The organism is Streptomyces sp. sk2.1 (genome assembly GCF_008120935.1).
Classification (GTDB): domain Bacteria; phylum Actinomycetota; class Actinomycetes; order Streptomycetales; family Streptomycetaceae; genus Streptomyces.
Genome location: NZ_RDBO01000077.1, coordinates 786,116 through 812,406 on the forward strand (window position 1 = coordinate 786,116; position 26,291 = coordinate 812,406).

General features: G+C 73.3%; 19 protein-coding genes. 11 read left to right on the forward strand and 8 right to left on the reverse strand.

What is annotated here, in order from left to right; translation table 11 throughout:
* The first annotated feature begins 194 nt into the window (after nucleotides 1–194).
* A complete protein-coding gene (locus EAO76_RS30820) occupies nucleotides 195–404 on the forward strand; it encodes a sigma factor-like helix-turn-helix DNA-binding protein (protein WP_014154112.1) in 210 nt (69 codons plus the stop codon).
* Nucleotides 404–976 (forward strand): Clp protease N-terminal domain-containing protein, encoded by a 573-nt coding sequence (locus EAO76_RS30825; RefSeq protein ID WP_148839164.1) that lies wholly within the window; start codon nucleotides 404–406, stop codon nucleotides 974–976. Before EAO76_RS30820 ends, EAO76_RS30825 begins: the two co-directional genes overlap by 1 nt.
* 79 nt (nucleotides 977–1,055) lie before the next feature.
* Here the strand turns inward: EAO76_RS30825 and EAO76_RS30830 are convergent, their stop codons facing one another.
* Together EAO76_RS30830 and EAO76_RS30835 are read right to left on the reverse strand one after the other, a co-directional pair.
* Nucleotides 1,056–2,078, reverse strand: a complete 1,023-nt coding sequence (locus tag EAO76_RS30830) for a PadR family transcriptional regulator (RefSeq protein WP_148839165.1) — start codon at nucleotides 2,076–2,078, stop codon at nucleotides 1,056–1,058.
* A 1-nt stretch (nucleotide 2,079) separates the two neighbouring features.
* Complete coding sequence (locus EAO76_RS30835; protein ID WP_148839166.1) at nucleotides 2,080–2,937, reverse strand: DUF4097 family beta strand repeat-containing protein; 858 nt, start codon at nucleotides 2,935–2,937, stop codon at nucleotides 2,080–2,082.
* Nucleotides 2,938–3,090: 153 nt separating this feature from the next.
* On the opposite strand from EAO76_RS30835, the gene EAO76_RS30840 reads away from it, so the two are divergent.
* Nucleotides 3,091–4,053 carry a hypothetical protein gene (locus tag EAO76_RS30840; protein ID WP_262375843.1) on the forward strand — a complete coding sequence of 321 codons (963 nt, stop codon included), beginning with the start codon at nucleotides 3,091–3,093 and terminating at the stop codon, nucleotides 4,051–4,053.
* Here EAO76_RS30840 and EAO76_RS30845 read toward each other — a convergent pair.
* A complete protein-coding gene (locus tag EAO76_RS30845) occupies nucleotides 3,977–4,156 on the reverse strand; it encodes a DUF6104 family protein (RefSeq protein ID WP_003992906.1) in 180 nt (59 codons plus the stop codon). The genes EAO76_RS30840 and EAO76_RS30845 overlap by 77 nt on opposite strands.
* A 198-nt stretch (nucleotides 4,157–4,354) precedes the next feature.
* Here EAO76_RS30845 and EAO76_RS30850 point away from each other — a divergent pair, with 198 nt between their 5' ends.
* From EAO76_RS30850 to fxsT, 8 genes are all read left to right on the forward strand, one after another.
* A complete protein-coding gene (locus EAO76_RS30850) occupies nucleotides 4,355–5,104 on the forward strand; it encodes a CU044_2847 family protein (RefSeq protein ID WP_148839167.1) in 750 nt (249 codons plus the stop codon).
* Nucleotides 5,105–5,160: 56 nt separating this feature from the next.
* Nucleotides 5,161–7,236: a trypsin-like peptidase domain-containing protein gene (locus tag EAO76_RS30855; RefSeq protein WP_148839168.1), complete on the forward strand. Its 2,076-nt coding sequence runs from the start codon at nucleotides 5,161–5,163 to the stop codon at nucleotides 7,234–7,236.
* An 88-nt stretch (nucleotides 7,237–7,324) separates the two neighbouring features.
* The gene (locus EAO76_RS30860) at nucleotides 7,325–8,356 is read left to right on the forward strand and encodes a MoxR family ATPase (RefSeq protein WP_148839169.1); all 1,032 of its coding nucleotides are present in this window, start codon (nucleotides 7,325–7,327) and stop codon (nucleotides 8,354–8,356) included.
* Nucleotides 8,357–8,363: 7 nt separating this feature from the next.
* On the forward strand, nucleotides 8,364–11,882 hold the full coding sequence (locus EAO76_RS30865) for an SAV_2336 N-terminal domain-related protein (RefSeq protein WP_187438843.1): 3,519 nt from the start codon (nucleotides 8,364–8,366) through the stop codon (nucleotides 11,880–11,882).
* Nucleotides 11,883–12,199: 317 nt separating this feature from the next.
* Nucleotides 12,200–12,397, forward strand: a complete 198-nt coding sequence (gene fxsA, locus EAO76_RS30870; RefSeq protein WP_148839170.1) for an FxSxx-COOH cyclophane-containing RiPP peptide — start codon at nucleotides 12,200–12,202, stop codon at nucleotides 12,395–12,397.
* Between the two features lie 291 nt (nucleotides 12,398–12,688).
* Nucleotides 12,689–13,798 carry an FxsB family cyclophane-forming radical SAM/SPASM peptide maturase gene (locus EAO76_RS30875; protein ID WP_399463386.1) on the forward strand — a complete coding sequence of 370 codons (1,110 nt, stop codon included), beginning with the start codon at nucleotides 12,689–12,691 and terminating at the stop codon, nucleotides 13,796–13,798.
* Entirely contained in the window at nucleotides 13,795–15,222 is a 1,428-nt protein-coding gene (locus EAO76_RS30880; protein ID WP_148839172.1) for an aKG-HExxH-type peptide beta-hydroxylase, read from the forward strand. The genes EAO76_RS30875 and EAO76_RS30880 overlap by 4 nt, the downstream gene beginning before the upstream one ends.
* 81 nt (nucleotides 15,223–15,303) lie before the next feature.
* Nucleotides 15,304–18,297 (forward strand): FxSxx-COOH system tetratricopeptide repeat protein, encoded by a 2,994-nt coding sequence (gene fxsT, locus EAO76_RS30885; protein ID WP_148839173.1) that lies wholly within the window; start codon nucleotides 15,304–15,306, stop codon nucleotides 18,295–18,297.
* A 251-nt stretch (nucleotides 18,298–18,548) separates the two neighbouring features.
* Here the strand turns inward: fxsT and EAO76_RS30890 are convergent, their stop codons facing one another.
* The 5 genes from EAO76_RS30890 to EAO76_RS30915 form a co-directional block, all read right to left on the reverse strand.
* Nucleotides 18,549–22,328 (reverse strand): multifunctional oxoglutarate decarboxylase/oxoglutarate dehydrogenase thiamine pyrophosphate-binding subunit/dihydrolipoyllysine-residue succinyltransferase subunit, encoded by a 3,780-nt coding sequence (locus tag EAO76_RS30890; protein ID WP_148839174.1) that lies wholly within the window; start codon nucleotides 22,326–22,328, stop codon nucleotides 18,549–18,551.
* Nucleotides 22,329–22,585: 257 nt separating this feature from the next.
* Nucleotides 22,586–23,662, reverse strand: coding sequence for an ATP-binding protein (locus EAO76_RS30900; RefSeq protein WP_148839176.1), 1,077 nt, complete (start codon nucleotides 23,660–23,662; stop codon nucleotides 22,586–22,588).
* On the reverse strand, nucleotides 23,659–24,396 hold the full coding sequence (locus EAO76_RS30905) for a response regulator transcription factor (RefSeq protein ID WP_148839177.1): 738 nt from the start codon (nucleotides 24,394–24,396) through the stop codon (nucleotides 23,659–23,661). The genes EAO76_RS30900 and EAO76_RS30905 overlap by 4 nt, the downstream gene beginning before the upstream one ends.
* Before the next feature lie 223 nt (nucleotides 24,397–24,619).
* Nucleotides 24,620–25,324: a spermidine synthase gene (locus EAO76_RS30910; RefSeq protein WP_148839178.1), complete on the reverse strand. Its 705-nt coding sequence runs from the start codon at nucleotides 25,322–25,324 to the stop codon at nucleotides 24,620–24,622.
* Nucleotides 25,325–25,675: 351 nt separating this feature from the next.
* A complete protein-coding gene (locus tag EAO76_RS30915; protein WP_148840401.1) occupies nucleotides 25,676–26,284 on the reverse strand; it encodes a hypothetical protein in 609 nt (202 codons plus the stop codon).
* Nucleotides 26,285–26,291: the final 7 nt, after the last annotated feature.

The window sequence follows — 26,291 nt, forward strand, 5'->3', positions numbered from 1 at the left end:
CCGTGCGAGGCCGTGCCGAGGTCCGCAGGCACGGCGACGAGGTGCGGGTCCGGGCCCGCGCGGGGGAGCGCGTCACGGTCACGGCGACCGGGACGGCGCCCGGCCGCGCGGAGCGCTGAGCACGCCCGGCCCGGCACACCCCTCCCTTGTCAACTCTGGTTGACAAGGGAGGGGTGTCAACCTAAATTGACAACATGACCGAAGCGACGGATCTCGCCGCGCGCGCAGGCGACCGCGACCCCCGGGTGGGGCTGCGGGCGGTCGCCGCGCTGCGCCGACTGCTGGAACAACTGGAAGCCGTACAAGTCAGGAGCGCCCGGGTGCAGGGCTGGTCGTGGCAGGAGATCGCGGCCGAGCTGGGTGTCAGCCGGCAGGCCGTGCACAAGAAGTACGGGAGGCATTGATGTTCGAACGTTTCACCCGGGGCGCCCGGGAGACCGTGACCGGCGCCGTGACCCGTGCCGAACGGGCCGACGCCGAATCGATCACCGAGGAACACCTGCTGCTCGCCCTGCTGGACCGGCAGGGCGGCCGGGCCGGCTTCGCCCTCACCGCGCTCGGCCTGACCGACCGCCGCGCGTCCGTCGAGGTCGACCTGGCCGAGGCGCGCCGTCGCGGCGGGCTGACCCGGGCCGACACCGAGGCGCTGGCCGGACTCGGCATCGACGTGACCGAGGTCGTCGCCCGCGTCGAGGAGGCCCACGGGGAGGGGGCGCTGGACCGGGGCAGGAGGCGCGGCACCGGGCGCCGCCCGTTCACCCGCGGGGCGAAGGACGTCCTGGCGAGGTCGCTGCGGATCGCGACGGGACGCCGGGACCGCTCCATCGGCGACGAGCACATCCTGCTGGCCCTGACCGCCTGCCCCGGCGTGGTCGCCGACGTGCTGGCCGCGCACGGCGCGACGTACGGGGCGGTGAACCGCGCGCTGTACGGCGCCGGGGACGCGGACGGGGGTTCCTGGCGGCAGGCGGGCTGAACCGCGTCACGGGAAAGCGCCACGGGAAAGGGGGTGGTGCGCCGGTGCGGGTCCGGCGCACCACCCCTCCTCCGGCCCGTCACCGCTCCCCGGGGCCGCCCTTGTCGTCGCCGTCGTCCCCGTCGTCCTTGCGCAGCAGCGCGCCGATGTGCGCCGCCGCCGTCGACAGGTGGCGACGGGCCTCGGCCACCTGCTCCGCCGTGACCCCCCGGTCCCTGGCGGCGTCCCGGATGTCGTCGCGGAAGCGGTCGAGCAGTCGGTCCAGGTCGCGGGCCGGGTCGCCGGTGCGGGCGGTGTCCCGGCCCCAGTCGGGATCGGCGTCGGCGGGCTCCGGCTTGATGTACGGGGGCCACGAGCCCGTCCTGGCGAAACCGCCCAGCTGACCGGTGATCTCGGCCAGCCCCTCCCGTACGCCCGAGGGCCAGTCGCCGCGGGCGAAGTGTTCCTGCACCTGGCGGGCGGCGTTCTGCATCTGCTCGCGCGCCCGCTCCTGGGCCTCCTTGGCCTGGCGCCGGGCCTTCTGGGCGTCCTCCCGGGCCCGGCGGGACTCGTCCTTCGCCCGGCGGGCCTGTTCCTTCCACTCCTGCTTGGCCTTGCGCAGCTCCTCCTTCGCGACCCGCCACGCCTCCTTGTCGCCGAGGTCGCCGAAGTCCCCGAAGCTCCCGAAGTTCCCGAAGGGGGACTCCCGGTCGTCCCCGGAGCCGGAGCCGGTGTGCCTGGTCTCGCGCGCGGCGGCGCGCATCTCGCTGCGCAGTTTGCCGGCGGCGCCGCGCACGTCGTCCCGTATCTCGGCGGCCAGTTCGGAGACCGAGTCCCGGATCTCCAGCTCCAGGTCGGCCAGTTCGCCGGTGCGGTCGGCCAGTTCGGCGCGGCCCGCCTCGGTGATCGAGTAGACCTTGCGGCCGCCCTCGGTGGCGTGCGTGACGAGGCCCTCGGCCTCCAGCTTGGCCAGGCGCGGGTAGACCGTGCCCGCGGAGGGGGCGTACAGCCCCTGGAAACGTTCCTCCAGCAGCCGGATCACCTCGTAGCCGTGCCGGGGAGCCTCGTCGAGGAGCTTCAGCAGGTAGAGGCGGAGGCGGCCGTGGGCGAATACGGGGGGCATGTCAGAGCACCTTTCCGGTCGGCTCGGCAACGTGCGGGTCGTCCTCGGTCGGCGGGCGGCGCAGCAGGGCGATCGATCCCGAGACGGTCGTCGCCCGCAGTTCGCCGGTACCGGCGCCCAGCTTGCCGGTGATCTTCTTCGTGCCCCACTGGCCGCTGACCCGCAGGTCCTCGAAGCCGTTGGAGACGGTGCCGCTCGCGGTGTTGGCCTCGACCGTCGCGTCCGCCGGGTGCGGCAGCCGGATGGCGACCCCGCCGGAGACGGTGGTCAGCCGGATGTCCGTGGGGTTCCCGCCCGGGTCCAGGTCCAGCACCATGTCGCCGCTGACCGAGTCCGCCCGTACCGAGGTGCCGGCGCCCTCGACGACCGTCAGGTCGCCCGAGACCGAGTGGAAGCGCAGCTCGCCGGTGACCGCCTGGGCCTCCACGCTCCCGGACACGGTCTCGGCCCGGACCGGGCCCGTGAGCCCGACGAGCGTGGTGTCGCCGGTGACGCTCCGCACCTCCGCGCGCCCGCGGATCCCGGACACGACGGCCCCGGCGCCGACCACGCCGACCTCCACCGCCGAGCCGGCCGGCACGGTGAGCGAGACGACCGCGCTGCGGCGCCGGCCCTTGGGATCGAGCCACTTGAGGAAGTTGTGCCAGGGCAGGTCCTCGTACGCGACCGTGAGCGTGCCGCCCTCCTGGGTCACGGTCAGGGGCGGGCCCTCGATGCCGGAGACCTCCAGCCGGGCGGTCGGGTCGTCGGTGCCGACGACGTTGACGGTGCCCCCGACGATCCGCACGTTGAGCGACGTCACGGGGTCGTCGAAGGTCAGTTTCCGGGGCTCGGCGATGGCCCATGACGACACAGGCATGGATCTGACCTCCAAGGAACACGGAATGACGCAACATATCGCGTCTCTTGTTGAAGACGATATATCGCGGTCCGGGGAAGTCAAGACGTGTCGCGATTCCAGTGGCCGATCAAAGGGCGCTGAACCGGGACGAACCGGCCTACGGTGTGGGGCATGAAAGCGACATCCCCCGTGGGGGCGCTGCTGCTGTGCCGTGCCGAACCCGAGATCGTGCGACCGGTGGCCCATCTGCTGCGCGAACGGATGCTGCTCGTGCCCGCCGGGGACGACTGGTCCGCCCTCGTGCCGGAGGGAAGGCCCTGGCAGGACACGGCTGCGGGGGCGGGTGGCGGCGCGGACGGCGACGGGGACGGTGCGGAGCCGGTGGACCGGGTCGTGGCCGGCTGGGCCGCCGCGCTCGCGGTCGGTTCGGCGTGGCCGGTGCTCGCCCTGTGGTGGGACGGCGACCGGGCCGGCTGCCTGCTCGCGTCGGGTTTCCGCCGCCCGGTCGGCTACGTCTGGCTCGCGGACGGCACCCCGGCCGGCGAGGAGGAGGCCGTGCGCACGCTCGCCGAGCGGCTCGGCCTCGATCCCGTACTGGACGTGCAGGCGCTCGAAGAGCTGATCCGGCCCGATCCGGACGCCGACGCCCGCACCCGGCTGCGCGGACTGCTGGCCGTCCTCACCCGGATCGGGCTGTTCCTCCCGGAGGGCCTGGACCCGGACACGCCCGGCGACCGGCTGTACGCGGCGGCCGACGAGTGCCCCGGAGCGGAACCGATCGTCCGGCCCGGCCCGCGCGAGGCGGTACGGACCGGGCTCGACGCGGTCGGGAACAGCCGCCTCGGCCCCTGGACGCGCGGCCCCCGGGCCCGTGCGCTGGCCGGCGCCCAGCTCGCCGTCGGACTGCCGCTGACCCTCTGGGGGATCAGGCGGCGCGGGGGCGGCTGGGTCCTGGCGGGGTTGCTGCTGCTGGTGCACGGAGCGCTCGGCCTCCTCGTCGTCCGCGACGGACGCGAGGGGTCGGTGAGGACCCGGGCGCGGCGGTTGGCGCGGGTGGTTACTCGTCGTCCTCGTCGTCGAGCCGGGCCAGCCAGGTCGCGAGGCGCTCGACCGGCACCTCGAAGTCGGGGTTGAGGTCGACGAACGTGCGCAGCTGCTCGGCGAGCCACTCGAAGGTGACCTCCTCCTCGCCTCGCCGCTTCTCCAGCTCCTCGATACCGCGGTCGGTGAAGTACATGCGCCAAGCCTAATGCCTGGTGGCGGCCCCGCCAGGCCCGGCCCGAACCCGGCCCGAACCCGGCCCGAACCCGGTCCGGAGCCCGTACGGAACCGGCCGGGACCGCCCCCGCGTCCCGGTCCGCGCGCTTCCTCGTGTCCCTCGCTTCGGGTGCGTACTGCCGTTAGCCTGCGGGTAGTTGGGGAACGGGGGGTTTTCATGGGCGACAGCGGGGCCCGCATCACGCGTATCGAGATGCCCGACGGCACGGAGGTCTGGGCACGGATCTCCGGTGCGGAGGAGCTGGCGGAGCCGGCGGAAGAGGCGGAACCGGTGGCATCGACGGGTCCGTCGTTCACGGACGTCGGGGCGCGCCCCGGGTCGGGTCCGTCCTTCACGGACATCCGGACCGAGCGGAGGCCGGACCGGGCGTCGGACCGGATGTCGGACCGGGTGCAGGCCCGCGTCGAGAGTCTGCACGGCGTCGTGACCAGCGTCGCGCGTTCGCTCGCCGAGCCGCTGCGGTCCGTACGGCCCGACGAGGTCAGCGTCGAGTTCGGCATCGAGCTCACCGCGAAGGCGGGCAAGGTCGTCGGACTCCTCGCGGACGGCGAGGCCAAGGGGTCGATCAAGGTCACCCTGACCTGGAACGGCGGCGGCCCGCCCGTCGACCCGTCGTCCCCCGCGCAGGTGCCGGCGCGGACGACCGGGCAGCCGGCCGCCCCGCCCGCACCCGCGGCCGTCGTCCCGCCGCCCGCGCCCTCGACGCCGCCCCTGATCGGACCCCCGGCACCGGCGCCCGCGCCTTCCGCCGGGCAGCCCGCTCCCGCTCCCGTGCCCGTGCCTCCGTCGACGGCCGGGGCCCCGGCCGCCGACGATCCGGCCGGCGGCGATCCGCCCGCCGGGGCGTCCGCCGGCGCACCGGCGCACGCGAGCGGCACCGGGCCGGAGGACGGAAGCGGATCGTGACGCGGCTGCCGGGCGGGGGCGCGTGGACCGGCCCGAACGGCGGGGAGTCCGCTCTGATGAGCCTCGTGAAGGACGCGACGGTGCGCATCCATCGTCCGGAGCCCGGGTATGCCCCTGGGGAATCCGGGGGCGACTTCCTGGGGAGCGGCTTCTTCATCGCCCCGAGCTGGGTCCTCACGTGCGCGCACGTGGCGTCGGAGGGGAGGGGACGCCAGGTGGACGTGGTCTACAAGACGGCCCGCGGCGGCGAGGCCGTCACCGTCGGGGGCACCGTCGTGGCCGCCCTGCCCGAGGAGCGGCCCGCCACCGGCGGATGGCCGGCCCCCGACCTCGCGCTGATCCAGCTGCTGCGCCCCGTCGACCACCCCTGCGTGTACCTCAGCGAGCGTTCCACGGGGCTGGGCCGGGGCGCGTACTACTTCGCGGGCTGGGCGGACGGCGGGGCCGGGACGCTCAAGCGGCTCGGCCGGGAGTGCCGGGTGGTGGGCACCATCGACGACTGGTCCGACGGCGACGAACAGATGCTGATCGAGGCGAGCCAGCTGTATCCGGGGATGTCCGGCGGGCCCCTCGTGGACCTGGCCCGCGGCGAGGTCGTCGGCATCCTCAAGTCGCGCTCCGACGACGCCACCGGCGGCACGGCCATCGGCATCGAGCGGCTGCGCACGCTCCCCGTGCCGGAGTCGGCGGCGACCGCCGAGTCCGACGACCCGTACCAGGCCGTGTTCCACGCCCACGACCGCTACCACGCCGACCGGCACGACAACCCCGTCGACGGCGAGGAGACCTGGGCGGACGTCCAACGGGACCTGGGCACCACGGCGGGCCCGGCCCTCACCCCGCAGCAGCGCGTCGACCTGCTCGGCCGGCTCGCCAAACTCCCGCCGCCGGTCAGCACCCGCAACCTCCTCGACATCCTCGGCGGCCTGGGCCACGCGTACCGGCCGGTCGGCGTCCCCGCCCCGCGCGGCTGGCGCGACGGGCTGGGCATCCTCTACGACGCGCGCGAGGGCACCGAGGCGCTGAAGCTCGTCCTGCGCTACTGCATGGGCGTCATCGCCGCCGAGCGCCCCTACGTGGTGCCCTCCACCAAGCTTGCCGAGGAAGCCCTGTGGGACTGGGTGAAGGAGACGGCGAAGAACGGGCTCGACCTGCCGTTCCGCCTGGAGATGACCAGACTCCGGCACCGGGAGCGGTACGACCCCGCCCAGGACGATCCGGCCCGGCACGACCAGGCCCCGTACGACCCGGCTCCGCACGACCCCGCCCTCGGACACCGGCAGGACCCCGGGCCGTCGGCCGGCATACCGGACGGCCCGCCGCCTGCCGCGCCGTTCGTCCTGCTGAGCCTCCAGACGCGCGCCTGGGAGCCGGGCAGCTACGACTGGCGGATCGTGGCCTCCCCCTCCGGCCAGGACGTGCCCATGACCGAGGACAGCCAGGGAACGGCGGTCGGTGACCTGCGGTGCAGACTCGCCGCGCCCCTCACCGAGGCGTTCCGGCTGTGCGACGAACCCGGCAGCCCCGCCGTCCTCCAGGTCTCGGTGCCGCTCGCGCTGCTGGACCTGGAGGTCGAGGAGTGGCGGCTGCCGCCGGACGGACGGCCGCTCGGGGTCCAGCGGCCGGTGGTCGTCCGCTGCTCGGACGAGCGCCCCGAACCGTCCGACGACGGGTTCCGGGAGCGCGAGGCGCGCTGGAACCGCACCCGGACCGGCCCGATGAGGGCCGCGGTCGTCGACTGCGCGGACGCGTTGCGGGTATCCGTACCCGCGGTGGCGGAGCTGCGCGAACTGGGTTACGAGACCGTCCCGGTGCTCTGCCGGTACGGCGGGAGCGGCGACGCGCAGAGCCTCGCGGGGTTCGTGCGCGTGCTCGACGGCGGCTTCGGCGTGGCCCTGTGGCGGCGGCCCGGATCCGAACCGGCCGCGGTCTGCACGGAGTTCCACCTCCGGGTCGGCGACACGGTCGCCGGGAGCCGGTTGGCCGACCAACTCCCGCGAAGGATCCATGAACTGAGACAAGGGGTGTTCGCGGGGCAGGCGGAGACGTATTGGTCCCATGGTGTGGTGCTGATGTTCGACGACCCGCAACATCCGGCGTGCGGCGCCGGTGAGTTGCTGCAAGCACCGTGAATCCCCTTACGGGGCGTGTGCCGGATGACTACCGTGAAGCACGTTCGACTGCCGGCCCTGGCGGACGAGTGACGACGAGGAACACGTTATGAGTGAACCCAGCGAGTGGCTCATCTACCGAGGGGCCGGCGAACCGCACGAAGGCATCGAACGGCTGCCTCCGCCGCCGCCCTGGCGGGACTTCGCGAGCCGTGGCGCGCCGGACCCGGACGAGGCGGACGGGGACGGCTCCGCCGACCGCAGGCTCGGCGGCCACCGGCACATCGCCGAGCTCCACCGGCCGGGTGCCGAGGAGCTCGAAATGATCAACGCCGCGCTCTATCTGCGGCGTCCCCTGCTGGTCACCGGCACCCCCGGCGCGGGCAAGAGCACCCTGGCCCACTCCGTCGCCCACGAGCTCGGACTCGGCCGGGTCCTGCGCTGGCCGATCGTGAGCCGGACGACGCTGCTCGACGGGCTGTACCACTACGACGCCATCGCCCGGCTCCAGGACGTGCAGATCGCCGCGCACGGCGCCGCGGCGGGCACGGGCGGCACGGACGTCGCCGGTGACGTGGGCAGCTACATCAGGCTCGGCCCGCTCGGCACCGCGCTGCTGCCCTCCGAACGGCCGCGGGTGCTGCTGATCGACGAGCTCGACAAGAGCGACATCGACCTCCCCAACGACCTGCTCAACGTCCTGGAGGAGGGCGAGTTCGGCATCCCCGAGCTGGAGCGGATCGCCGACCGGCTGCCCGACGGGGAGGCGGAGGTGCTCGACGACGACGGCAACAGGGTGAAGGTGCGCGGCGGCCGGGTGCAGTGCACGTCCTTCCCGTTCGTGGTGCTCACCAGCAACGGCGAACGGGACTTCCCGGCACCCCTGATGCGCCGCTGCATCCACCTGGAGCTCGGCCGCCCCGACCACCAGCGTCTGGCCACGTTCGTCCGCGCCCACCTGGGCGACGAGGCGGCCCGCTCCGGGGACGACCTCATCGCCCACTTCCTGGAGCGGTCCCGCAGCGAACTCCTCGCCACCGACCAGCTGCTGAACGCGATCTACCTCACCGACGCCGCCGCCCCGGCGGGCCGCGACCGGCTCGCGGACCTGCTCATCCAGCGACTCGACCGGCCGAGGTGATGAGCCGATGACGGGCGCCGGGCCACGACACGGGCCGGACGGAGGGCACGACCCCGACCACGCCGCGACACCGGAGGGAGTGTCCGTGCCGGAAGGCGTGCCGGTACCGGAGAGCGCTCCGGCCGCCGCCGATGACGCCGGGCTCTACCCCGCGTTCGTGGCGCGGTTGCGCGAGGCCGGGCTCGATCCCGACGTCGAGCAGCTCCGTGACGCCTTCTGGCTGGCCCGATGGGCCCGGCACCCGGACGCACCACCGGTCGACGCCATCGCGGAGGGCGACGTTCCGCTCGTCCGGCTCCCCCGGGAGGGGGCGGCCGGGCCGTCCGCACGCACCGGGCCCGGTGCCGTGGAACCGCCGGACACCGGGACGGACGCCGGGACGGAGGACGAACCGGACGACGGTCCCGCACCGGACGACCGGGCGGGCGCCGACCGGCGGATCACCCTCTACCCCGTACCGCGCACCGCAGCCCCCGCCGCCCGGCCCGGCACCCCGCCGGACACCGGGCGGGCGGGCACGGGAAGGGGCGGAGCGCGGGCCCTCACGTTCGGGGTGCCCGCCGCGCCGGTCCTCCCCGCACCGCTGCGACTCCAGCGCGCGATGCGTCCGTTGCAGCGCTACCGCCCGCCCGCCCCGCCGCTGCGCCGCACCCTCGACGAGGTGGCGACCGCGGAGCGAAGCGCCCGGGCCGGCGGGCTGATCATGCCGGTGTTCCGGGGCGAGTCCCGGCGCGAAGCGGTCCTCCAGTGCGTCATGGACGCCTCGTCCTCGATGCTGGTGTGGGACCGGATGTTCGGTGAACTCCAGCAGATATTCGCCCAGTTGGGTGCCTTCAGGGACGTCCAGGTCCGCTATCTGCACCAGGGGCCCGACGGCGCGGCCGCGGTGAGCCGCAGTCCCGACCCGGCCGCCGCGCCGCTCAGCTCCGCGGACCGGCTGAGCGACCCGACCGGGCGCCGCGTCACCGTCCTGGTCAGCGACTGCGCCGGCCCGCTCTGGCACAGCGGACGGGCCCACCGGCTGCTGCACCACCTGGCGGGGCAGGCCCCCGCCGCCGTGCTCCAGCCGCTGCCGCAGCGGATGTGGAACCGGACCAGGCTGCCGGTCACCTACGGCTCGCTGTCCCGGGGCGACGGACCCGGCGGAGCCGCCGTCCTGAAGGTGGTGGAACAGCCGGGCACCGGCCCCGCCGTGCACCCGGGCGCCCTCGCGGTCCCGGTGCTCCCGCCGGTGGAGGCCGCGCTGGCGGCCTGGGCGAGGCTGCTCTCCGGCAGCGGCGCGGGACACATCTCCGGCGCGGTCGGCTGGGTGCGGGCCGATCAGCCGGCCGCCGCGGCACAGCGTTCCGGCGGCGGCCTGTCCTCGCTCCAACTGGTCAGCCGCTTCCGCTCGGCGGCCTCACCGGTCGCCGGACAACTGGCCGTCTACCTCGCGGCGGCACCGCTTCATCTGCCGGTGATGCAACTGGTGCAGCGCACGATGCTGCCCCACTCCGGCCCCTCCGAACTGGCCGAGGTGCTGCTGAGCGGCCTGCTGACCCGGAGCAGGGGCGAGGACGGCGACGGTGACGGTGACGACGGGCAGTGGTTCGAGTTCGTGCCCGGCGTCCGGGAGGCGCTGCTCGGACCGCTGGGGCGTGACGAGGCGCTGCTGGTGCTGAAGCACTGCTCGGAGTACATCGAGCAGCGGTTCGGGAAGGGCGGGCCGAACTTCCCCGCCCTGGCCTTCGCCCAGCTCGGCGAGGGCAGGCACGGACCATCGCGGCACGCCCGTCCCACGGGCACCGCCGGGAACGGCGCACCCGATGAAGAGGCCGAGGAGGGCGGCGAGAACGGGGAGGGCGGCGCGAGCGGCGCGTCGCGGGTCCCCCACCCCTTCGCCGAGGTGGCGGTCCGCGTACTGGAGCGTTTCATGCCCCTGCCCGAACAGTTCGTGACACGGACCGGACGAAGCGGCTCCACGAGTGCCGTCCGGACCCCGGACGCCACGGTGGAGAAGGCCCGGAATTCCCTGCGGAAGTTCGAGTCGGACAGCATGGTGCAGGACCTGATCGACGCCGTGCAGCTGTTGCGCGGCGCCGCCGGACGCGAGGGGGAACAGGGCACCGGCCCCGGGCTGTGGGCGGAGTACTCCCGCTGCGTCCTGCGCCTGTGGGAGGTCCAGGGCGACGCGGAACTGCTCCGCGAGGCCGAGTACGCCGCCGAACGGGCCGCCGAGCACCCCGGCTCCGTACGCGAACGGGCCGTACTGGCCAAGGTGCTGCACGCCGCGGCCGACGACCGGCGGCGGCGCGGCGACCGGCGCGGCGCGGTGGAGCTGCTGCGGCGCGCCGACCGCGAGTACACGGCCGCCTGCGCGGCCCCCGGCCTGGAACCCGCCGAGGCGCTCCGGCTCACCCTGGAACGGGTCCGGGCCCTGGAGGCGCAATGGCGGCTCGACGGCGACACCGCCCTGCTGCAGGCGGCCTGCGGGATGCTGGAGGCGTTCGCCGACGTCTGGCCCGACCAGGAGAACCGGCCCGCGTCCCTCCCCCTGGCGCACGGCAGGACCCTGCTGAAACTGGCCGGCGCCACCGCCGACGTCGAACAGTCCCGGGTGTACGCCGGCCAGGCGGCCCGCTCCCTGCGCACCGCGTTCGAGCAGGGCGGCCGGTACACCATGGGCACCGAGGTGCGCATCCTGCTGGACCTGGTGGACGCCCTGCTCGGCTCCGGCGAGGAGCCGGACGAGGCCGCGACCCTGATCGAGCAGGCCCTGGAGACCGTGCGCGACCAGCGGCTGCGCGCCTCGCTGCGGATCAGGGCCGGGCGGGCCCGCGTCGCACGGTACGAGCACACCGGTGAGCCGGACGAACTCGTGGCGGCGGCCGACCTGTTCGCACAGGCCGCCCGGGGCGTCCCGCGCGACTCGCAGGCCCACGCCGACCTGCTCGCCGAATGGGGCGGCACCCTGCTGCGCCGGGCCCGGCTGCCCGACGGCGGGCCGCACGTCGGTGCCGCGATCCGGGTGCTGCGCGACTGCCGCACGGAGACGGCGGCGGGCAGCGCGCACCAGGCCGAACGGCTGCTGATGCTGGGCAGGGCGCTGATGCTGCGCCACCGGGCCACCGAGGACCGGGTCGACCTGAGGGAGGCCGAGCACCTCTTCGGCCTCGCGGCCCGGGAGGCGGTCGACCCGCTGACCGAGGCGCGCTGCTGGCTGGAGCTGGGCCGCGCCCACCTCGACGCCTCCCGGGTGCTGCGGCGCCCCGCCCGACTCGACGACGCGGCCGAGGCGTTCCGGGGCGCGGCGGAGGCGGCGGGCGTGGCGGAGGCGGACCCCGACGCACCGCAACAGGTGCGCCGGGCCGTCGAGTTGCAGGCCACGGCCCACCACTGGCGGGGCGTGACGTACGAGCGGGCGGAACGCCCCCGGGCGGCCCGCGCGGCGTACTGGGCCGCCCGACAGGAGTGGCGCAAACTGCCGGACGGCGGTGGCGCCGCGGGCGAATCGACCACTGAACGGCTGGCGGAACTGGAACGTTGAGCGGCGGAGGTCCGGCGGGAACGGCATGCGGCGCGGGGCCGCCGCCGCACGGAGTCCTGCGAACCGGCGTACGACCGGAGCCGGTTCACACGGCCCGACGCGCCGCCGGGCCGTACGCTCCACCAGGCGTAGCCCCGGCCCTGCGGGGCATTCGTACAGTGGCGACCTGTTGCGGGGACGGGATTCGTGCCGGCGCACGGATCGCGGGCCACGAACCACGGGCCACGGATCAGCAGATCGAGGACACGGGTCCGGCGAGGCGCGTTCGAGGGCGAGCGCGCCGGGGCGGGCACGAGCGGTGCTTACGGGGAGGCGTGATGAGCGAGACGGTACACGGGAACATCCCGGACGGCGGGCCGACCGGAGGGCCGGACGCGCTGCCGGACCTGCTGGGGCTCGATCTGGAGTCGCTGCGGACACTGGACCACCCGGTGCTCGCCGAGGTGGTCGCGGACCTGCGCGGGCGGGCCGAGCAACCGCGCGAGATGCTGTGGGGGTTCACCAACGCGTTCTGACCCCTGTTCCTCCCGGCGTCCTCCGCCGGTCCTCGCACCCCGGCACCGGAAGAAAGGTGCCGGGGCCACACGATTTCGGTCCGGGGGCCGGTTGAACAGGACATCGTGACGCGGGACGGGTTTGCCCGCCCGGCGGGCCAGGGATACTCGCCTCGGGGCGGCAACGGGGGCCGCACCGGCGAACATGAACGGCGCGGGGGTGCGGGAGTGTCTCGACAGGCGACGCCGAAACCGCCCCCGTGCGCCGGGAACAGCCAGATCCGGCCTTCCTTCGGGCAGTTCATCGTCAAGATGCACGGCCGCTGCAACCTCGCCTGCCGTTACTGCTACCTCTACGAGGGCCCCGACCGAACCTGGCGCGACCGACCGGCCGCCGCCGCGCCCGCCGTCCTCGACCGCACCGCGCACCGCATCGCCGAACACGCGGCGGCCCACGGACTGCGCGACATCGCACTCGTCCTGCACGGCGGCGAACCCCTCCTCGCGGGCGCCGACCGGCTGGCCGCCTTCGCCGACCGGGTACGCGACCTGGCACCCGACGGCTGCACCGTCCACACCACCCTCCAGACCAACGCCACCCTCCTCACCGGGGCCCGCACCGCCACGCTCGCCCGGCACGGCATACGCATCGGCATCAGCCTCGACGGCGGCCTGGCCGCCCACAACGCCCGGCGCACCGACCGCGCGGGACGCCCCTCCTGGCCCGCCGCGTCACGCGGCGCCCGGCTCCTCGCCGAACGGCACCCCGACGCCTACGCGGGCATCCTCACCGTCGTCGACCCCCGCAGCGACCCGATCGAGACGTACGAGTCGCTGCTCGACCTGCGCCCCCCGGCGATCGACCTGCTGCTGCCGCACGGCAACTGGACCAACCCGCCGCCCGGCCTCCCGCCCGCGGGTCCCGGCCGCCCGACCCCGTACGGCGACTGGCTCGTCACCGTCTTCGACCGCTGGTGGCGCACCGGCCGGCGGGAGACCCGGGTCCGGCTCTTCGAGGAGTGCGTCGCCCTGCTGCTGGGCCTGCCCGGCGCCACCGAGTCCCTCGGCCTCGACCCCGTCGACGCGATCGTGGTCGAGACGGACGGGACGATCGAACAGGTCGACTCCCTCAAGTCCGCCTACGACACGGCCGCGGCCACCGGGCTCGACGTCTTCCACCACACCTTCGACGACGCCCTGCGCCACCCCGGCGTCGCCGCCCGCCGGGCAGGCGCCGACGCGCTCGCCGCCGCCTGCCGCGCCTGCCCGCTGCTGACCGTCTGCGGGGGCGGCCACTACGCCCACCGCTACCGCGCAGAGAACGGCTTCGCCAACCCGTCCGTCTACTGCGCCGACCTCGAACGGCTGGTGCGCCACGTCGCCGCCCGGCTGTCCGACGCAACCGCAGGAGAACGCCGATGATCCCCCCACTCACGGACCACATGCTGCGCCAGCTCGGCCGCACCGAGGGCGACTCCCGCACCCTCGAAGTCCTCGTGCGCGACCAGGACACCCGCCGCCTCGTCCTGCTGCGGGCCCTGCTCGACGCGGCCGGGGCGGCCCCCGCCGCCGTCTGCCCGCCCCGGGCGCTCGACCGCCTCCGCGCGGACTGGGCCCTGCTGGAGGCGGCCGAACGCGCCGACCGGGCCGCCGTGCGCGCCGTCCTGCTGCACCCGCTCACCGGCCCCTGGGCCCGACGCTGCCTGCGCGGTCTCTCCGCCCCTGCCCCCGCTTCCCTCTCCGGCACCGTCCCCGACCCCGAACTCCGCGCCGATCTGGACCACTTGAGTGCCCTGGCGGCCGCTGCCGCGATCCGTGCCGGAATCCCGTTCGCGACCCGGCTCACCGCACACGACGGGCTCCTGGCGCTGCCCACCCTGGGCGCCCTGCGCACGACGTCCGAAACCCCCGTGGCCGTCGACGTCGCCTTCCGTGCCGGTGAACTGACGATGCGTGAGGACGGCGCGGCCGTATCACCCCTCGTCGCACACCCGCAGCCGGACGGCGCCACCGGATCGGCCGACCCGCGCTGGCTGCCGGTGCTCGCCCTGCCCGCCGTGCGGCACGGCATCGGCCCCGTGTCCCTGGACGACGTCGACCCCTACCGCACCGACGGCCGCGGACTCCAGCGGCACGGGCTGAGCGCCGCCACCCACATCGACGACCGCGAACGCAAGTCCTGGGCCGAGTCCTGGGCCGGAGTGGCGCCCCTGCTCGGCATCGGCGGCGAACACCGCCTCACCGAAGCGGCGCTCCTGCTGCGCTGCCTGGTCCCGCTCGGCCCGCCGCCCGGCTCCGGACCCGTCGGCGAGAGCGCGGCACACTGCAGCGGCACCAGGCGGGAGGCGTTCGGCGCCGTCCTCAGCAGCAAACCCGCCACCCCCGCCTACTTCGCCTCCACCCTCGTCCACGAGCTCCAGCACACCAAACTGGCCGCGCTCTGCGCCCTCGTACCGCTGCACCACGAGGACGCCGAGCCGCGCCACTTCGCCCCCTGGCGCTCCGACCCCCGGCCCTTCGACGGCCTCCTGCAGGGCGCCTACTCGCACATCGCGCTCGCCGACTACTGGCAGCGGTTCGCACTCAACGCCCGGCGCGTCACCCACCGGGACCTGGCCTGGGCCGAGCACGCCCGCTGCCGCGAACAGGTCGGGGCCGTACTGCCCGTGCTGGCCGGCTCGGCGGCACTCACCCGTGAGGGCCGGGTGCTGGTCAACGAGATGATCGCGCTCTACCACCGTCTGGACGATTGTCCGCCCCCCACGGGGCACCTCGCGCGCGCGGAGGCGTACGTGGCCACCGCCAAGGTGATATGGCAGCAGAGGAACGGCCCGCGAAGGCCGTGAGAGACCCCGGGATCGTCCGCCGGAGCGACCGTGCTCCGGTGTATGTTGACAAGGCTCGGATCGAGGCAGGGAGACGGTTGAATGCCCGGAACGCGTAAGCAAGTTGGAGCAACCGGGACGCAAACCGTCACCATCAGTTTCGCCGGTTTCAACCGTGCCTGGGCGGCGTGGATCGGGGACCGGCTGGAGCGGCGCGGGGTGACGGTCGTCCAACAGCGCTGGGACCCGCCGGTGGAGGTGCCGCTGGAGGAGTCGCTGCGCGATCTGACGCTCTCCCGCGGCCAGGTCCTGGTGATCCTCAGCGACTGGTACTTCCAGCTGGGCCCGCGCGGCCACGAGGAGTGGAACAGGGCGCTGCGCGAGGTCGTGGCCCCCGACCCCGACCGCTTCGCCGCCGTCTGCGTCACCACCTCCGCCCTGCCCGGTGCCACCTCGGCCCTCGGCGCGGCCGACCTGACCAACGTCGGCGCCGAGGAGGCCGAGCGCCGGCTCCTGGTCCGGCTGGGCCTGCCCACCGGCCCGCTGCCCGAGGCGGCCGAGGCCCGGCCGGGGCCCCGGTACCCGGCCGACACGCCCGAGGTGTGGGGCGGGGTCCCGCGCCGCAACACCCGGTTCACCGGCCGCGACGAGCTGCTCGCCAGGACGTACGAGGCCCTCCAGGACGCGGGCTCCGGCGCCGGGGTCGTGGCCCTGCACGGCATGTCCGGTGTCGGCAAGACGCAGCTGGCCGCGGAGTACGTCTACCGGTTCGGCTCCGAGTACGACGTCGTGTGGTGGGTGCCCGCCGACCGCCGCGCCCTCTACCGGCAGAAGCTCGCCGAACTCGCCCCCGAACTGGGGCTGTCCACCGGCGTCGAGTACGGGGAGCGGCTGCGGGCGGTGCGCGACGCGCTGCGCCGCGGCGAGCCGCACTCCCACTGGCTGCTGGTCCTGGACGGCGCGGACGAACCCGAACACATCTGGGACCTGGTCCCCACCGGCCCCGGACACGTGCTGATCACCTCCCGCAACCCGGAGTGGAGCGAGCACAACAGCAACCTCGTCGAGGTCCCGGTCTACGACCGTGACGAGTCGGTCGCCTTCATCCGCCGCCGCGCACCGCGCCTGACCCAGGACGAGGCCGGCCGGCTCGCCGAGGCCCTCGAAGACCTCCCGCTGCTCCTCGACCAGACAGCGGGCTGGCTCAACGACTCCGACATGTCCGTCGAGGAGTACATCGAACTCCTCGAAGGCGGCATCGACCAGGACGTCGTCAAGGTCTCCGCCGACTTCCCGCTCGCCTTCCAGACCGCCTGGTCGATACTGCTGAACAAGCTCAAGGAGACGGTCCCGGAATCCGTCGACCTGCTGCGGCTGTGCAGCTTCTTCGCCCCCGGCTCCATCCCCGTGCGGCTGCTGCGGGAGATGCCCCCCGGCGATCTGCCGGAACAGCTCTCCGGCCTGATGAACGACCCGCTGCTGTGGAACAAGGCGATCGGCCAGCTCCGCCAGTACTCCGTGGTCCGCCTGGAGTCCCACGAGACGGCCGGCGAGGAGTCGTCGTCCGGCGAATCGCTCTACATGCACCGCATGGTCCACCAGATCGTCGGCAAGGACATGCCGGAACGGGACCGCGACGAGTTCATCGACGTGGTCCGCAGGGCCCTCGCCGCCGCGGACCCCGGCCGCCCCCACGACACCCGGCTGTGGCCCGCCTACGCCGAGATCACCCCGCACCTGAAGTGGGCCGACGTACTGATGAGCACCGACCCGGCCGTGCACGGCCTGGTCCTCAACTGCCTGCGCTACATGTACCTCTCCGGCGAGTACCGGGCCGGCATCAAGCTGGGCCAACGCGCGATGCGGGCCTGGCGGGAACTCCTCGGCGAGAACCACCCCCGGGTCTGGGACCTCAGCCACCACTACGCGAACCTGCTGCGGGCCGTCGGCGACTACGCCGGAACGGAAGCCATCGAACGCGCCGCGGTCGACCACCTGCGCGAGGAACGCGGCGCACAGGACCTGGAACACCTGCGCGCCGCCGGCGGCCTCGCCGCCGACCTGCGGGGCCTGGGCCGGTACGACGAGGCGCTGGAGATGTCGACCTGGATCCTGACGTCCTACCGCGAACTGCTGGGCGACCAGGACGCGCGCACGCTCAGCGCGCAGAACAACCTGGGTACGTCACTGCGCCTGCTGGGCCGGTACGAGGAAGCGCTCGAACTCAACCGGCGCACCCTGGACGCCCGCCGCCAGCTGCTGCGGCCACGCCACAGCTGGACGCTCTACTCCGAGATCAACTACGCCACCGACCTGCGGCTGCTCGGCCGGTACGGCGACGCCCTGTCGCTCCAGAACCAGAGCGTCCGGGTGCACCGCCTGGTCATGGGCCAGGACAACCCGCAGACCCTGCGCGCCGAGCACAACCTCGCGCTGTGCCAGTACCGTTCGGGGGAGCGGTCCAAGGCCGCGGCCCTGTTCACCCGGGTCCTCGAACGATGCGAGCGGGTGCTCGGCGAGAACGACCCGCTGACGATGATGTTCGCGGCCAGCCAGAGCTTCTTCGCCCGGGAGCACGCCGACATCGACCAGGCCAGGGCCATAAGCGAGAAGGTGGTCGGCGGCTACACGGACATGCTTGGCGAGGAACACCCGTACGTGGCGGGAACCCGCGCCAACCACGCCCTGATCCTGCGCAACGTGGGCGAACGCGATCAGGCCCACGCCCTCCTGGAACAGGCGCTCGCCGACATGACCCGGGCCCTGGGCGAGCACCACCCCTGGACCCTGGGCTGCGCGATCAACGCCTCCGCGCTGCGCAACCTGGTGGGCGACCCGGAATCCGCGGCCGCGCTGACGGACGCCGTCGCCACGAGGGCCACCGAGGTCCTCGGCCGGCTCCACCCGCTGACCCTCTCCGTCCGCATCGCGCACGCCGCGGACCTGCGCGGCCTCCGCGAGCGGCAGCGCGCGGACAAGGTCGAGACGGAGGCGCTGGAGGACCTGAGGGCGACCCTGGGCGACCAGCACGTCCACACCGTCTCGGCCCGCTCCCGCAACCGGCCGTACTGGGACTTCGAGCCGCAGATGATCTGATTCCGTCACCACGGCAGGGGTATTCCATGGATTCGGCACGTGGCAAATGCGGTCGATCGGCAGCAGGGCGCCGTCGAGGGTGACGAACGCCTTCTCCTGGATCGGTCTGCATCGCCTCGGCCGGGGATGGGGCGGTGGAGCTTTGAACCGTTGATCGGCTGATGCTCTTCTGCGGTTCCGGTTTTCAACAGCCGAGGGGCCCGCCCCCGCGATCGTCTCGCGGGAACGGGCCCCTTTCGTCCGGCAGCGGGTCAGGCCTCGAAGACCTCGGCGACCAGCTGGGCCTGCTCGGCCTGGTGGCGCTTGGCCGAGCCGACCGCCGGGGACGAGCTGTGCGGGCGCGAGATGCGGCGCAGGCGCTCACCGTGCGGGACGTCGGCACCGACGGCCAGGTCCAGGTGGTCGATCAGGTTCAGGGCGATGAACGGCCAGGCGCCCTGGTTGGCCGGCTCCTCCTGGGTCCAGAGGTACTTCTCGGCGTTCGGGTACTTGGCGATCTCGGCCTGGATCTCGGCACCCGGCAGCGGGTACAGGCGCTCCAGACGGATGATCGCGGTGTCCGTGACGCCGCGCTTGGCGCGCTCGGCCTCCAGGTCGTAGTAGACCTTGCCGGCGCAGAAGACGACCTTGCGGACGTCGGCCGGGTTCACCGAGTCGTCGCCGATCACCGGGCGGAAGCCGCCACTGGTGAACTCCTCCACCTTCGACGCGGCCGCCTTGAGACGGAGCATCGACTTCGGGGTGAAGACGATCAGCGGCTTGTGGTGCGGGTTGTGCACCTGCCACCGCAGGAGGTGGAAGTAGTTCGACGGCAGGGTCGGCATGGCGACCGTCATGTTGTTCTGCGCGCACAGCGTGAGGAAGCGCTCCGGGCGGGCGGACGAGTGGTCCGGGCCCTGGCCCTCGTAGCCGTGCGGCAGCAGCAGCGTGACGCCGGAGGTCTGGCCCCACTTCTGCTCGGCCGAGGAGATGAACTCGTCGACGACGGTCTGCGCGCCGTTGACGAAGTCACCGAACTGGGCCTCCCAGATGACCAGCGACTCGGGGCGGGCCAGCGAGTAGCCGTACTCGAAGCCCATCGCCGCGTACTCGCTGAGCAGCGAGTCGTAGACGTTGTAACGGGCCTGGTCGTCGGAGAGGTAGAGCAGCGGGGTGTAGTCCTCGCCGGTCACCTGGTCGACGAGGACCGCGTGGCGCTGGCCGAAGGTGCCGCGGCGGCTGTCCTGGCCGGCGAGCCGGACCGGGGTGCCCTCCATCAGCAGCGAACCGATGGCCAGGGTCTCGCCCATGCCCCAGTCGATCGTGCCGTTCTCCACCGAGGCCGCGCGGCGCTGCATCTGCGGCATCAGACGGGGGTGGACGGTGATCCGGTCGGGGATGTTGACCTGGGACTCCGCGATGACCTTCACGACCTCCTGGGAGACCGCGGTGGTCACGGCGACCGGGAACTCCGGCTGGACCTCGGGGGAGTGCGCCGGGGCCGGCAGCGAGGTGGCCTCGCGGACCTCCGCGAAGACCTTCTCCAGCTGGCCCTGGAAGTCCTGGAGCGCCTGCTCGGCCTCTTCCAGCGTGATGTCGCCGCGACCGATGAGGGACTCGGTGTAGAGCTTGCGCACCGAGCGCTTCTTGTCGATCAGGGTGTACATCTGCGGGTTGGTGAACTCCGGGTTGTCGCCCTCGTTGTGACCGCGGCGGCGGTAGCAGATGAGGTCGATCACGACGTCCTTGTTGAACGCCTGCCGGAACTCGAAGGCCAGCCGGGCCACGCGGACGACGGCCTCGGGGTCGTCGCCGTTGACGTGGATGATCGGGGCCTCGATCATGCGCGCCACGTCGGTGGCGTACATCGAGGAGCGCGAGGACTCCGGGGCGGCGGTGAAGCCGACCTGGTTGTTGATCACCACGTGCACGGTGCCGCCGGTGCGGTAGCCGCGCAGCTGCGACATGTTGAGCGTCTCGGCGACGACGCCCTGGCCCGCGAAGGCCGCGTCGCCGTGGAGGGCGACGGGCAGGACGGTGAAGTCCGTGCCGCCCTTGTTGATGATGTCCTGCTTGGCGCGGGCGATGCCCTCCAGGACCGGGTCGACCGCCTCCAGGTGCGAGGGGTTGGCGGCCAGCGAGACCTTGATCTGCTCGCCGTCCAGACCGGTGAAGGTGCCCTCGGCGCCCAGGTGGTACTTCACGTCGCCGGAGCCGTGCATCGACCGGGGGTCGAGGTTGCCCTCGAACTCGCGGAAGATCTGGGCGTACGACTTGCCGACGATGTTCGCCAGCACGTTCAGCCGGCCGCGGTGGGCCATGCCGATGACGACCTCGTCGAGGCGGGCCTCGGCGGCGGAGTCGATGACCGCGTCGAGCAGCGGGATGACGGACTCGCCGCCCTCCAGCGAGAACCGCTTCTGGCCGACGTACTTGGTCTGCAGGAAGGTCTCGAACGCCTCGGCCGCGTTCAGCCGGCGCAGGATGCGCAGCTGCTCCTCGCGCTCGGGCTGCTGGGTGCGGGTGCGCTCCACCCGGTCCTGGATCCACTTGCGCTGCTTCGGATCCTGGATGTGCATGAACTCGATGCCGGTGGTGCGGCAGTACGACTCACGGAGCACGCCGAGGATGTCGCGGAGCTTCATCATCGACTTGCCGGCGAAACCGCCGACCGCGAAGTCGCGCTCCAGGTCCCACAGGGTGAGGCCGTGCTCGGTGATGTCCAGGTCGGGGTGCTTGCGCTGGCGGTACTCCAGCGGGTCGGTGTCGGCCATGACGTGACCGCGGACCCGGTAGGAGTGGATCAGCTCGAAGACCCGTGCGGCCTTGGTCACGTCGTTGTCGTGCGAGGCGTCGATGTCCGTCAGCCAGCGGACCGGCTCGTACGGGATGCGCAGCGACTTGAAGATCTCGTCGTAGAACTCGTTCTCGCCGAGCAGGAGCTGGGAGACGATGCGCAGGAACTCGCCGGAGGCGGCGCCCTGGATGACCCGGTGGTCGTACGTCGAGGTCAGCGTCATGACCTTGGAGATGCCCAGCTTGTTCAGGGTGTCCTGCGACGTGCCCTGGAACTCGGCCGGGTAGTCCATCGAGCCGACGCCCATGATGACCGACTGACCGGGCATCAGACGGGGGACCGAGTGGACCGTGCCGAGACCGCCCGGGTTCGTCAGGGAGACGGTGACGCCCGAGAAGTCGTCCATCGTCAGCTTGCCGTTGCGGGCGCGGCGGACGATGTCCTCGTAGGCCTGCCAGAACTCGAAGAAGTTGAGCGTCTCGGCCTTCTTGATGCCGGCGACGACGAGCTGGCGGTCGCCGTTCGGCTTCACCAGGTCGATGGCCAGGCCGAAGTTCACGTGCTCGGGCTTGACCAGGGTCGGCTTGCCGTCCTTCATCGCGAAGGAGTGGTTCATCGCCGGCATGGCCTTGATGGCCTGCACCATCGCGTACCCGATGAGGTGCGTGAAGGAGATCTTCCCGCCCCGGGCGCGCTTGAGGTGGTTGTTGATGACGATGCGGTTGTCGAAGAGCAGCTTCACCGGGACGGCGCGGACGGACGTGGCCGTCGGCAGCTCCAGCGAGGCGTTCATGTTCTTCGCGACGGCGGCCGACGGGCCGCGCAGCGTCACGTACTCGGGGCCCTCGGCGGCCTCGGTGGCCGGGGCGGCCTTCGCGGCCGGGGCCGGCGCGGCCTTCGCCGGGGCAGCGGCGGCGGCCTGTGCGGGAGCCGGGGCCGGAGCCGCGGGCGCCGGGGTCTTCGCGGCCGGCGCGGGAGCCTGCGCCGGAGCGGTCTGTGCGGGAGCGGCCGGGGTCACCGGGGCCGCCGGGGCCGGGGTGCCGGGAACGGGCTTGTCCGCCGTGCCGGACGCGCCCGGCTTGTAGTCGGCGAAGAAGTCCCACCAGGCGCGATCGACCGAATTGGGGTCCTGGAGGTACTGCTGGTAGATCTCGTCGACGAGCCACTCATTGGGCCCGAAAGCCGCGGCGGGGTTCGCACCCGTGCTGGCTTGGTCGGTCGAGATGCTCGAGTTACTGGGGGACTGAGACGACACGGCGGCAACCGCCCTCTTCCGCTTCACAAGGTGATGGACAGCGGAAATCAAGGCTACGCCTCCCGGGCCGTTACTTGCAGGCCGGGCCGGTCTTCGTCGCGCAAGTCACACCGGAAGGCGGGTTTCGGGGCAGGAAATGGCGGGAAACAAGCATGGTTCCGCTTCGCTGCGGGTACGCCGAACAGGGGCTGCGGCCCCCTGGATCGCACCCCTTGAACGGAACACGCAGAACGTGCCCTTCCGGTTCGAACCCTATGTCAACCTCGCGGTTGTGTGGTCCCCGGAAGAGTGACCTGAATTCGGCAGCCGCGAGCAGATTCGGCCACACCGATGCGCCCGCCGTGCAGATCCACCGCCCAGCGGGCGATCGCCAGGCCGAGCCCGGTGCCCCCGTCGCTGCCCGGACCGTGCGGGGACGGCACCTCGCCCCGGTTGAAACGCTCGAAGACCCGGTGCCGCTCCGCCTCCGGAATGCCCGGCCCCTCGTCCAGGACCTCCAGCACGAGGGATTCCGGCCCGGCCCCGCGCCGCGCCAGCACGGTGACCCGGCCGTGCGGCGGGCTGTGCTTGACAGCGTTGTCGATCAGATTGGCCACCACCTGGTGCAGGCGTTCCGCGTCCGCGTGCGCGGTCAGCTCGGGCGGCGAGACGTCCAGATGCAGGTGCACATCCTTGCGGGTGTGGTTCCCGGAGCCGGACGACAGCCTGCGGTGCGAGACGGCGAGGTTCGCCTCCTTCAGCACCCCCGACAGGTAGGGCCACACCTCGAAGCGGCGGGCCTTGAGCGTGACCACCCCGTTGTCCAGCCGGGACAGGTCCAGCAGCGTCTCCACCAGCCGGCCGAGCCGCTCGGTCTGCTTCAGCGCGGTGCGCATGGTCTCCGGATCGGCCGAGGACACCCCGTCCACGACGTTCTCCAGCACGGCTCTCAGCGCCGCGATGGGGGTGCGCAACTCGTGCGAGACGTTGGCGACCAGCTCCTTGCGATGTCGGTCCACCGCCTCCAGGTCGTCCGCCATGAGGTTGATCGTCTGGGCCAGGTCGCCCAGCTCGTCGCGCCGGTCGGCACCGCTCACCCGCCGGGTGTAGTCGCCGTGCGATATCGACCGGGCCACCGTCGTCATCTCGTCCAGCGGCGCCGTCAGGCCGTGCGCCACGAACTGCGTGATCAGCAGGGTCGCGATCACCGAGAACACCGTGATGAACCGCAGCTCGGTCCGGGTGCGCACGGCCACCATCAGCAGCCCGGTGGTGATGAACACCGAGACCACCACGAGCGTGCCCAGCTTGGCCTTGACGGAGAAGGGCCTCAGCCCGGGGCCGGAGGCGGTCATGGGGCCGGGGTCTCCAGGGCGTAGCCGACACCGTGCACGGTGCGGATCCGCTCCGCGCCGATCTTCCGGCGCAGCGCCTTGATGTGGCTGTCCACGGTGCGGGTGCCGGAGGCGTCCGCCCAGTCCCAGACCTCGGCCAGCAACTGCTCCCGGGACAGGACGGCGCGCGGGGTGTTCGCCAGACAGACCAGCAGGTCGAACTCGGTCGGTGTGAGGTGGACGTCCTCGGCGCGCACCCGGACCCGCCGCTGGGCGTGGTCGATCTCCAGCTCGCCGAGGCGCAGTATCCCGCTCCGCGGCGTCACCGCGGCCAGCGCCGCGCGCTCGACCCGGCGCAGCAGGACGTGCACCCGGGCCGCCAGCTCGCGCATCGAGAACGGCTTGGTCATGTAGTCGTCGGCGCCGACCCCGAGGCCGACCAGCATGTCGGTCTCGTCGTCCCGCGCCGTCAGCATCAGCACCGGCACCGGCCGCTGGGCCTGCACCCGGCGGCAGACCTCCAGGCCGTCGAAGCCGGGAAGCATGATGTCGAGCACCATCAGGTCGGGCTGCCAGGCCTCGGCCGCGTCCACCGCCGCGGGGCCGTCGAGTGCGGTCTGCACCAGAAAGCCCTCGGCCCGCAGCCGGGCGGAAATGGCATCGACGATCGTGGCGTCGTCCTCGACCACCAGCACCCGGCGCTGCGCTCCCGGGGTGGCCGCGACGTTGTTGTGGGTGGTGTGTGTCTGTTCCATCGCCCCGCCCCTGCCCGTCCTCGCGGGGGCCGTACCCCCGGACGCACGGTCTTCGCTTGTGGATTTCGTGGGTGACCCCGTTACGGGTCAGCAGCGTAAAGGCAGCGGACTGCTCTCGGCTACGCAGGGTGTAACGGCTCGGGCGCGAGGAAGTGGCGGAGTGTCGGCCTTGTGATGCTTGGCCCCGGGGCTTTTCGGGGCCGTCGATACCCGGAGGGGGATCTCAGCCCGTCCGAAGTGCGAGATGCACCACGTCGGGAACACCTCGGGCAACGCTGACCTCTTCGGTCCTTACCCCACTGAATCCGGCATTCCGCAGGGCCTGTTCGAAGTCGGCGGAAGGCTGGGCGGACCACACCGCGAGAACGCCGCCCGGCGTCAGCCGCTCCATGCAGTCCGCCAGACCGGCGGGCGAGTACAGGTTCGTGTTGTCCTCGGTGACCGTCCAGTCCGGCCCGTTGTCGATGTCCAGGCACAGGGCGTCGTAACGCTCCGTGGTCGTGTGCAGGTGGGCGACCAGGTCAGCCGTCAGGATCGAGGTCCGCGGATCGGCGAGCGCCGCGCCGGAGAGGGAGCCCAGCGGACCCTCCAGGTGCCAGTCCACGATCGCCTGCTCCCGCTCGGCCACGACGATCCGCCCCCAGCGCGGCTCGGCGGCGGCCCGGGCCAGCGAGAAACCGACCCCGAGCCCCCCGATGAGCACCGAGGGGTCCGGCCGGTCGGCGGGCAGGGCGGCCAGCGCCGCGTCGATCAGCAGCCGCTCGGAGCGCCCGTCCGAGGTGTCCATCAGGAAGCACCCGTTGGCGATGATCTCGAAGTCGTCACCGCGCCCCCGCAGGACGACCTCGCCGTACGGGCCTTCGCGACGGTCGAGCGTGACGGGGGCGGGGGCGGGGGCGAGGGCGTCGGAGCGGTGCGTGTCGGGCATGGTGCGGGTCTCCGATGGACGGCGGACAAGGTCCCCGCCATCCTGTCCGGTCGGCGCGGCCGGAAGCCAGCGGATTGCCCGGTCCGCCGGGGCCATCCGCCGCCGGAGGCCGGTGCGGGCGTCGGGGTCGTTCGTCGCCGGAGGCCGGTGCGGGCGTCGTCCGGGCCGTCCGTCGGCGGAAGTCGGCCGGATCGTGGGGTCCGTCCGGTGCCGGAGGCCGGTCGGACCGCCGGGTCCGTCAGTCGCCGGAGGCCGGTCGGGTCGTGGGGTCCGTCCGTCGCCGGACGCCGGCCGGGGCGCCGGGCCGTCCGTCGTGGGCGGCGGTGGGGCGTTCGGCCCGGCCGCCGTCGGCTACTCGCGTTCCGGGCGCGCGCCGCGCACCACGAGGAGGGCCGACCCGGCCACGAACGCCGTCACGGCCACCGCCCACGCCGCCACCTGCGGGCCCGGCTGCATCGGCCAGGCCCACACCGCCGCCGCGCCGCCCGGGGTGCGCGGCGCCGCCAGGTAGACCGCCCCGCCGTAGACCGTCATCGGCAGCCAGCTCGGCCGGGCGCCGATCAGGGCGGCGGAGGCCGCGGCCACCCCGGTCGCGCCGAGCACGTTGCGCACCATGCCGGGGGCCCCGTACGCCTCCGGGTGGCCGGGGACGGCCGCCGCGAGCGCGCCGACCGCCAGCGCGGTCGGGGCCAGCAGGTGCAGCAGCCTGCGCGGCCACCAGCGGCGCACCGCGGTCCGGTCCAGCTCGTCGGAGTGCGTGTACAGACCGGTGCCGATCGCGGCGGAGGCGAGCAGCGGGGCCAGCGCGACGACCGGGACGCGGGCGGTGTGGTCGAAGTACGGCCGGCTCTCCAGCCAGTGCGCCGCCCAGGCGGCGACCAGGGCGACGCAGACCAGGGTGACGGCGGTGAGCGGGAGCGCGCGGGAACGGACATACAGGAAAGGAGGACGGGACCGCAGGCGCGGA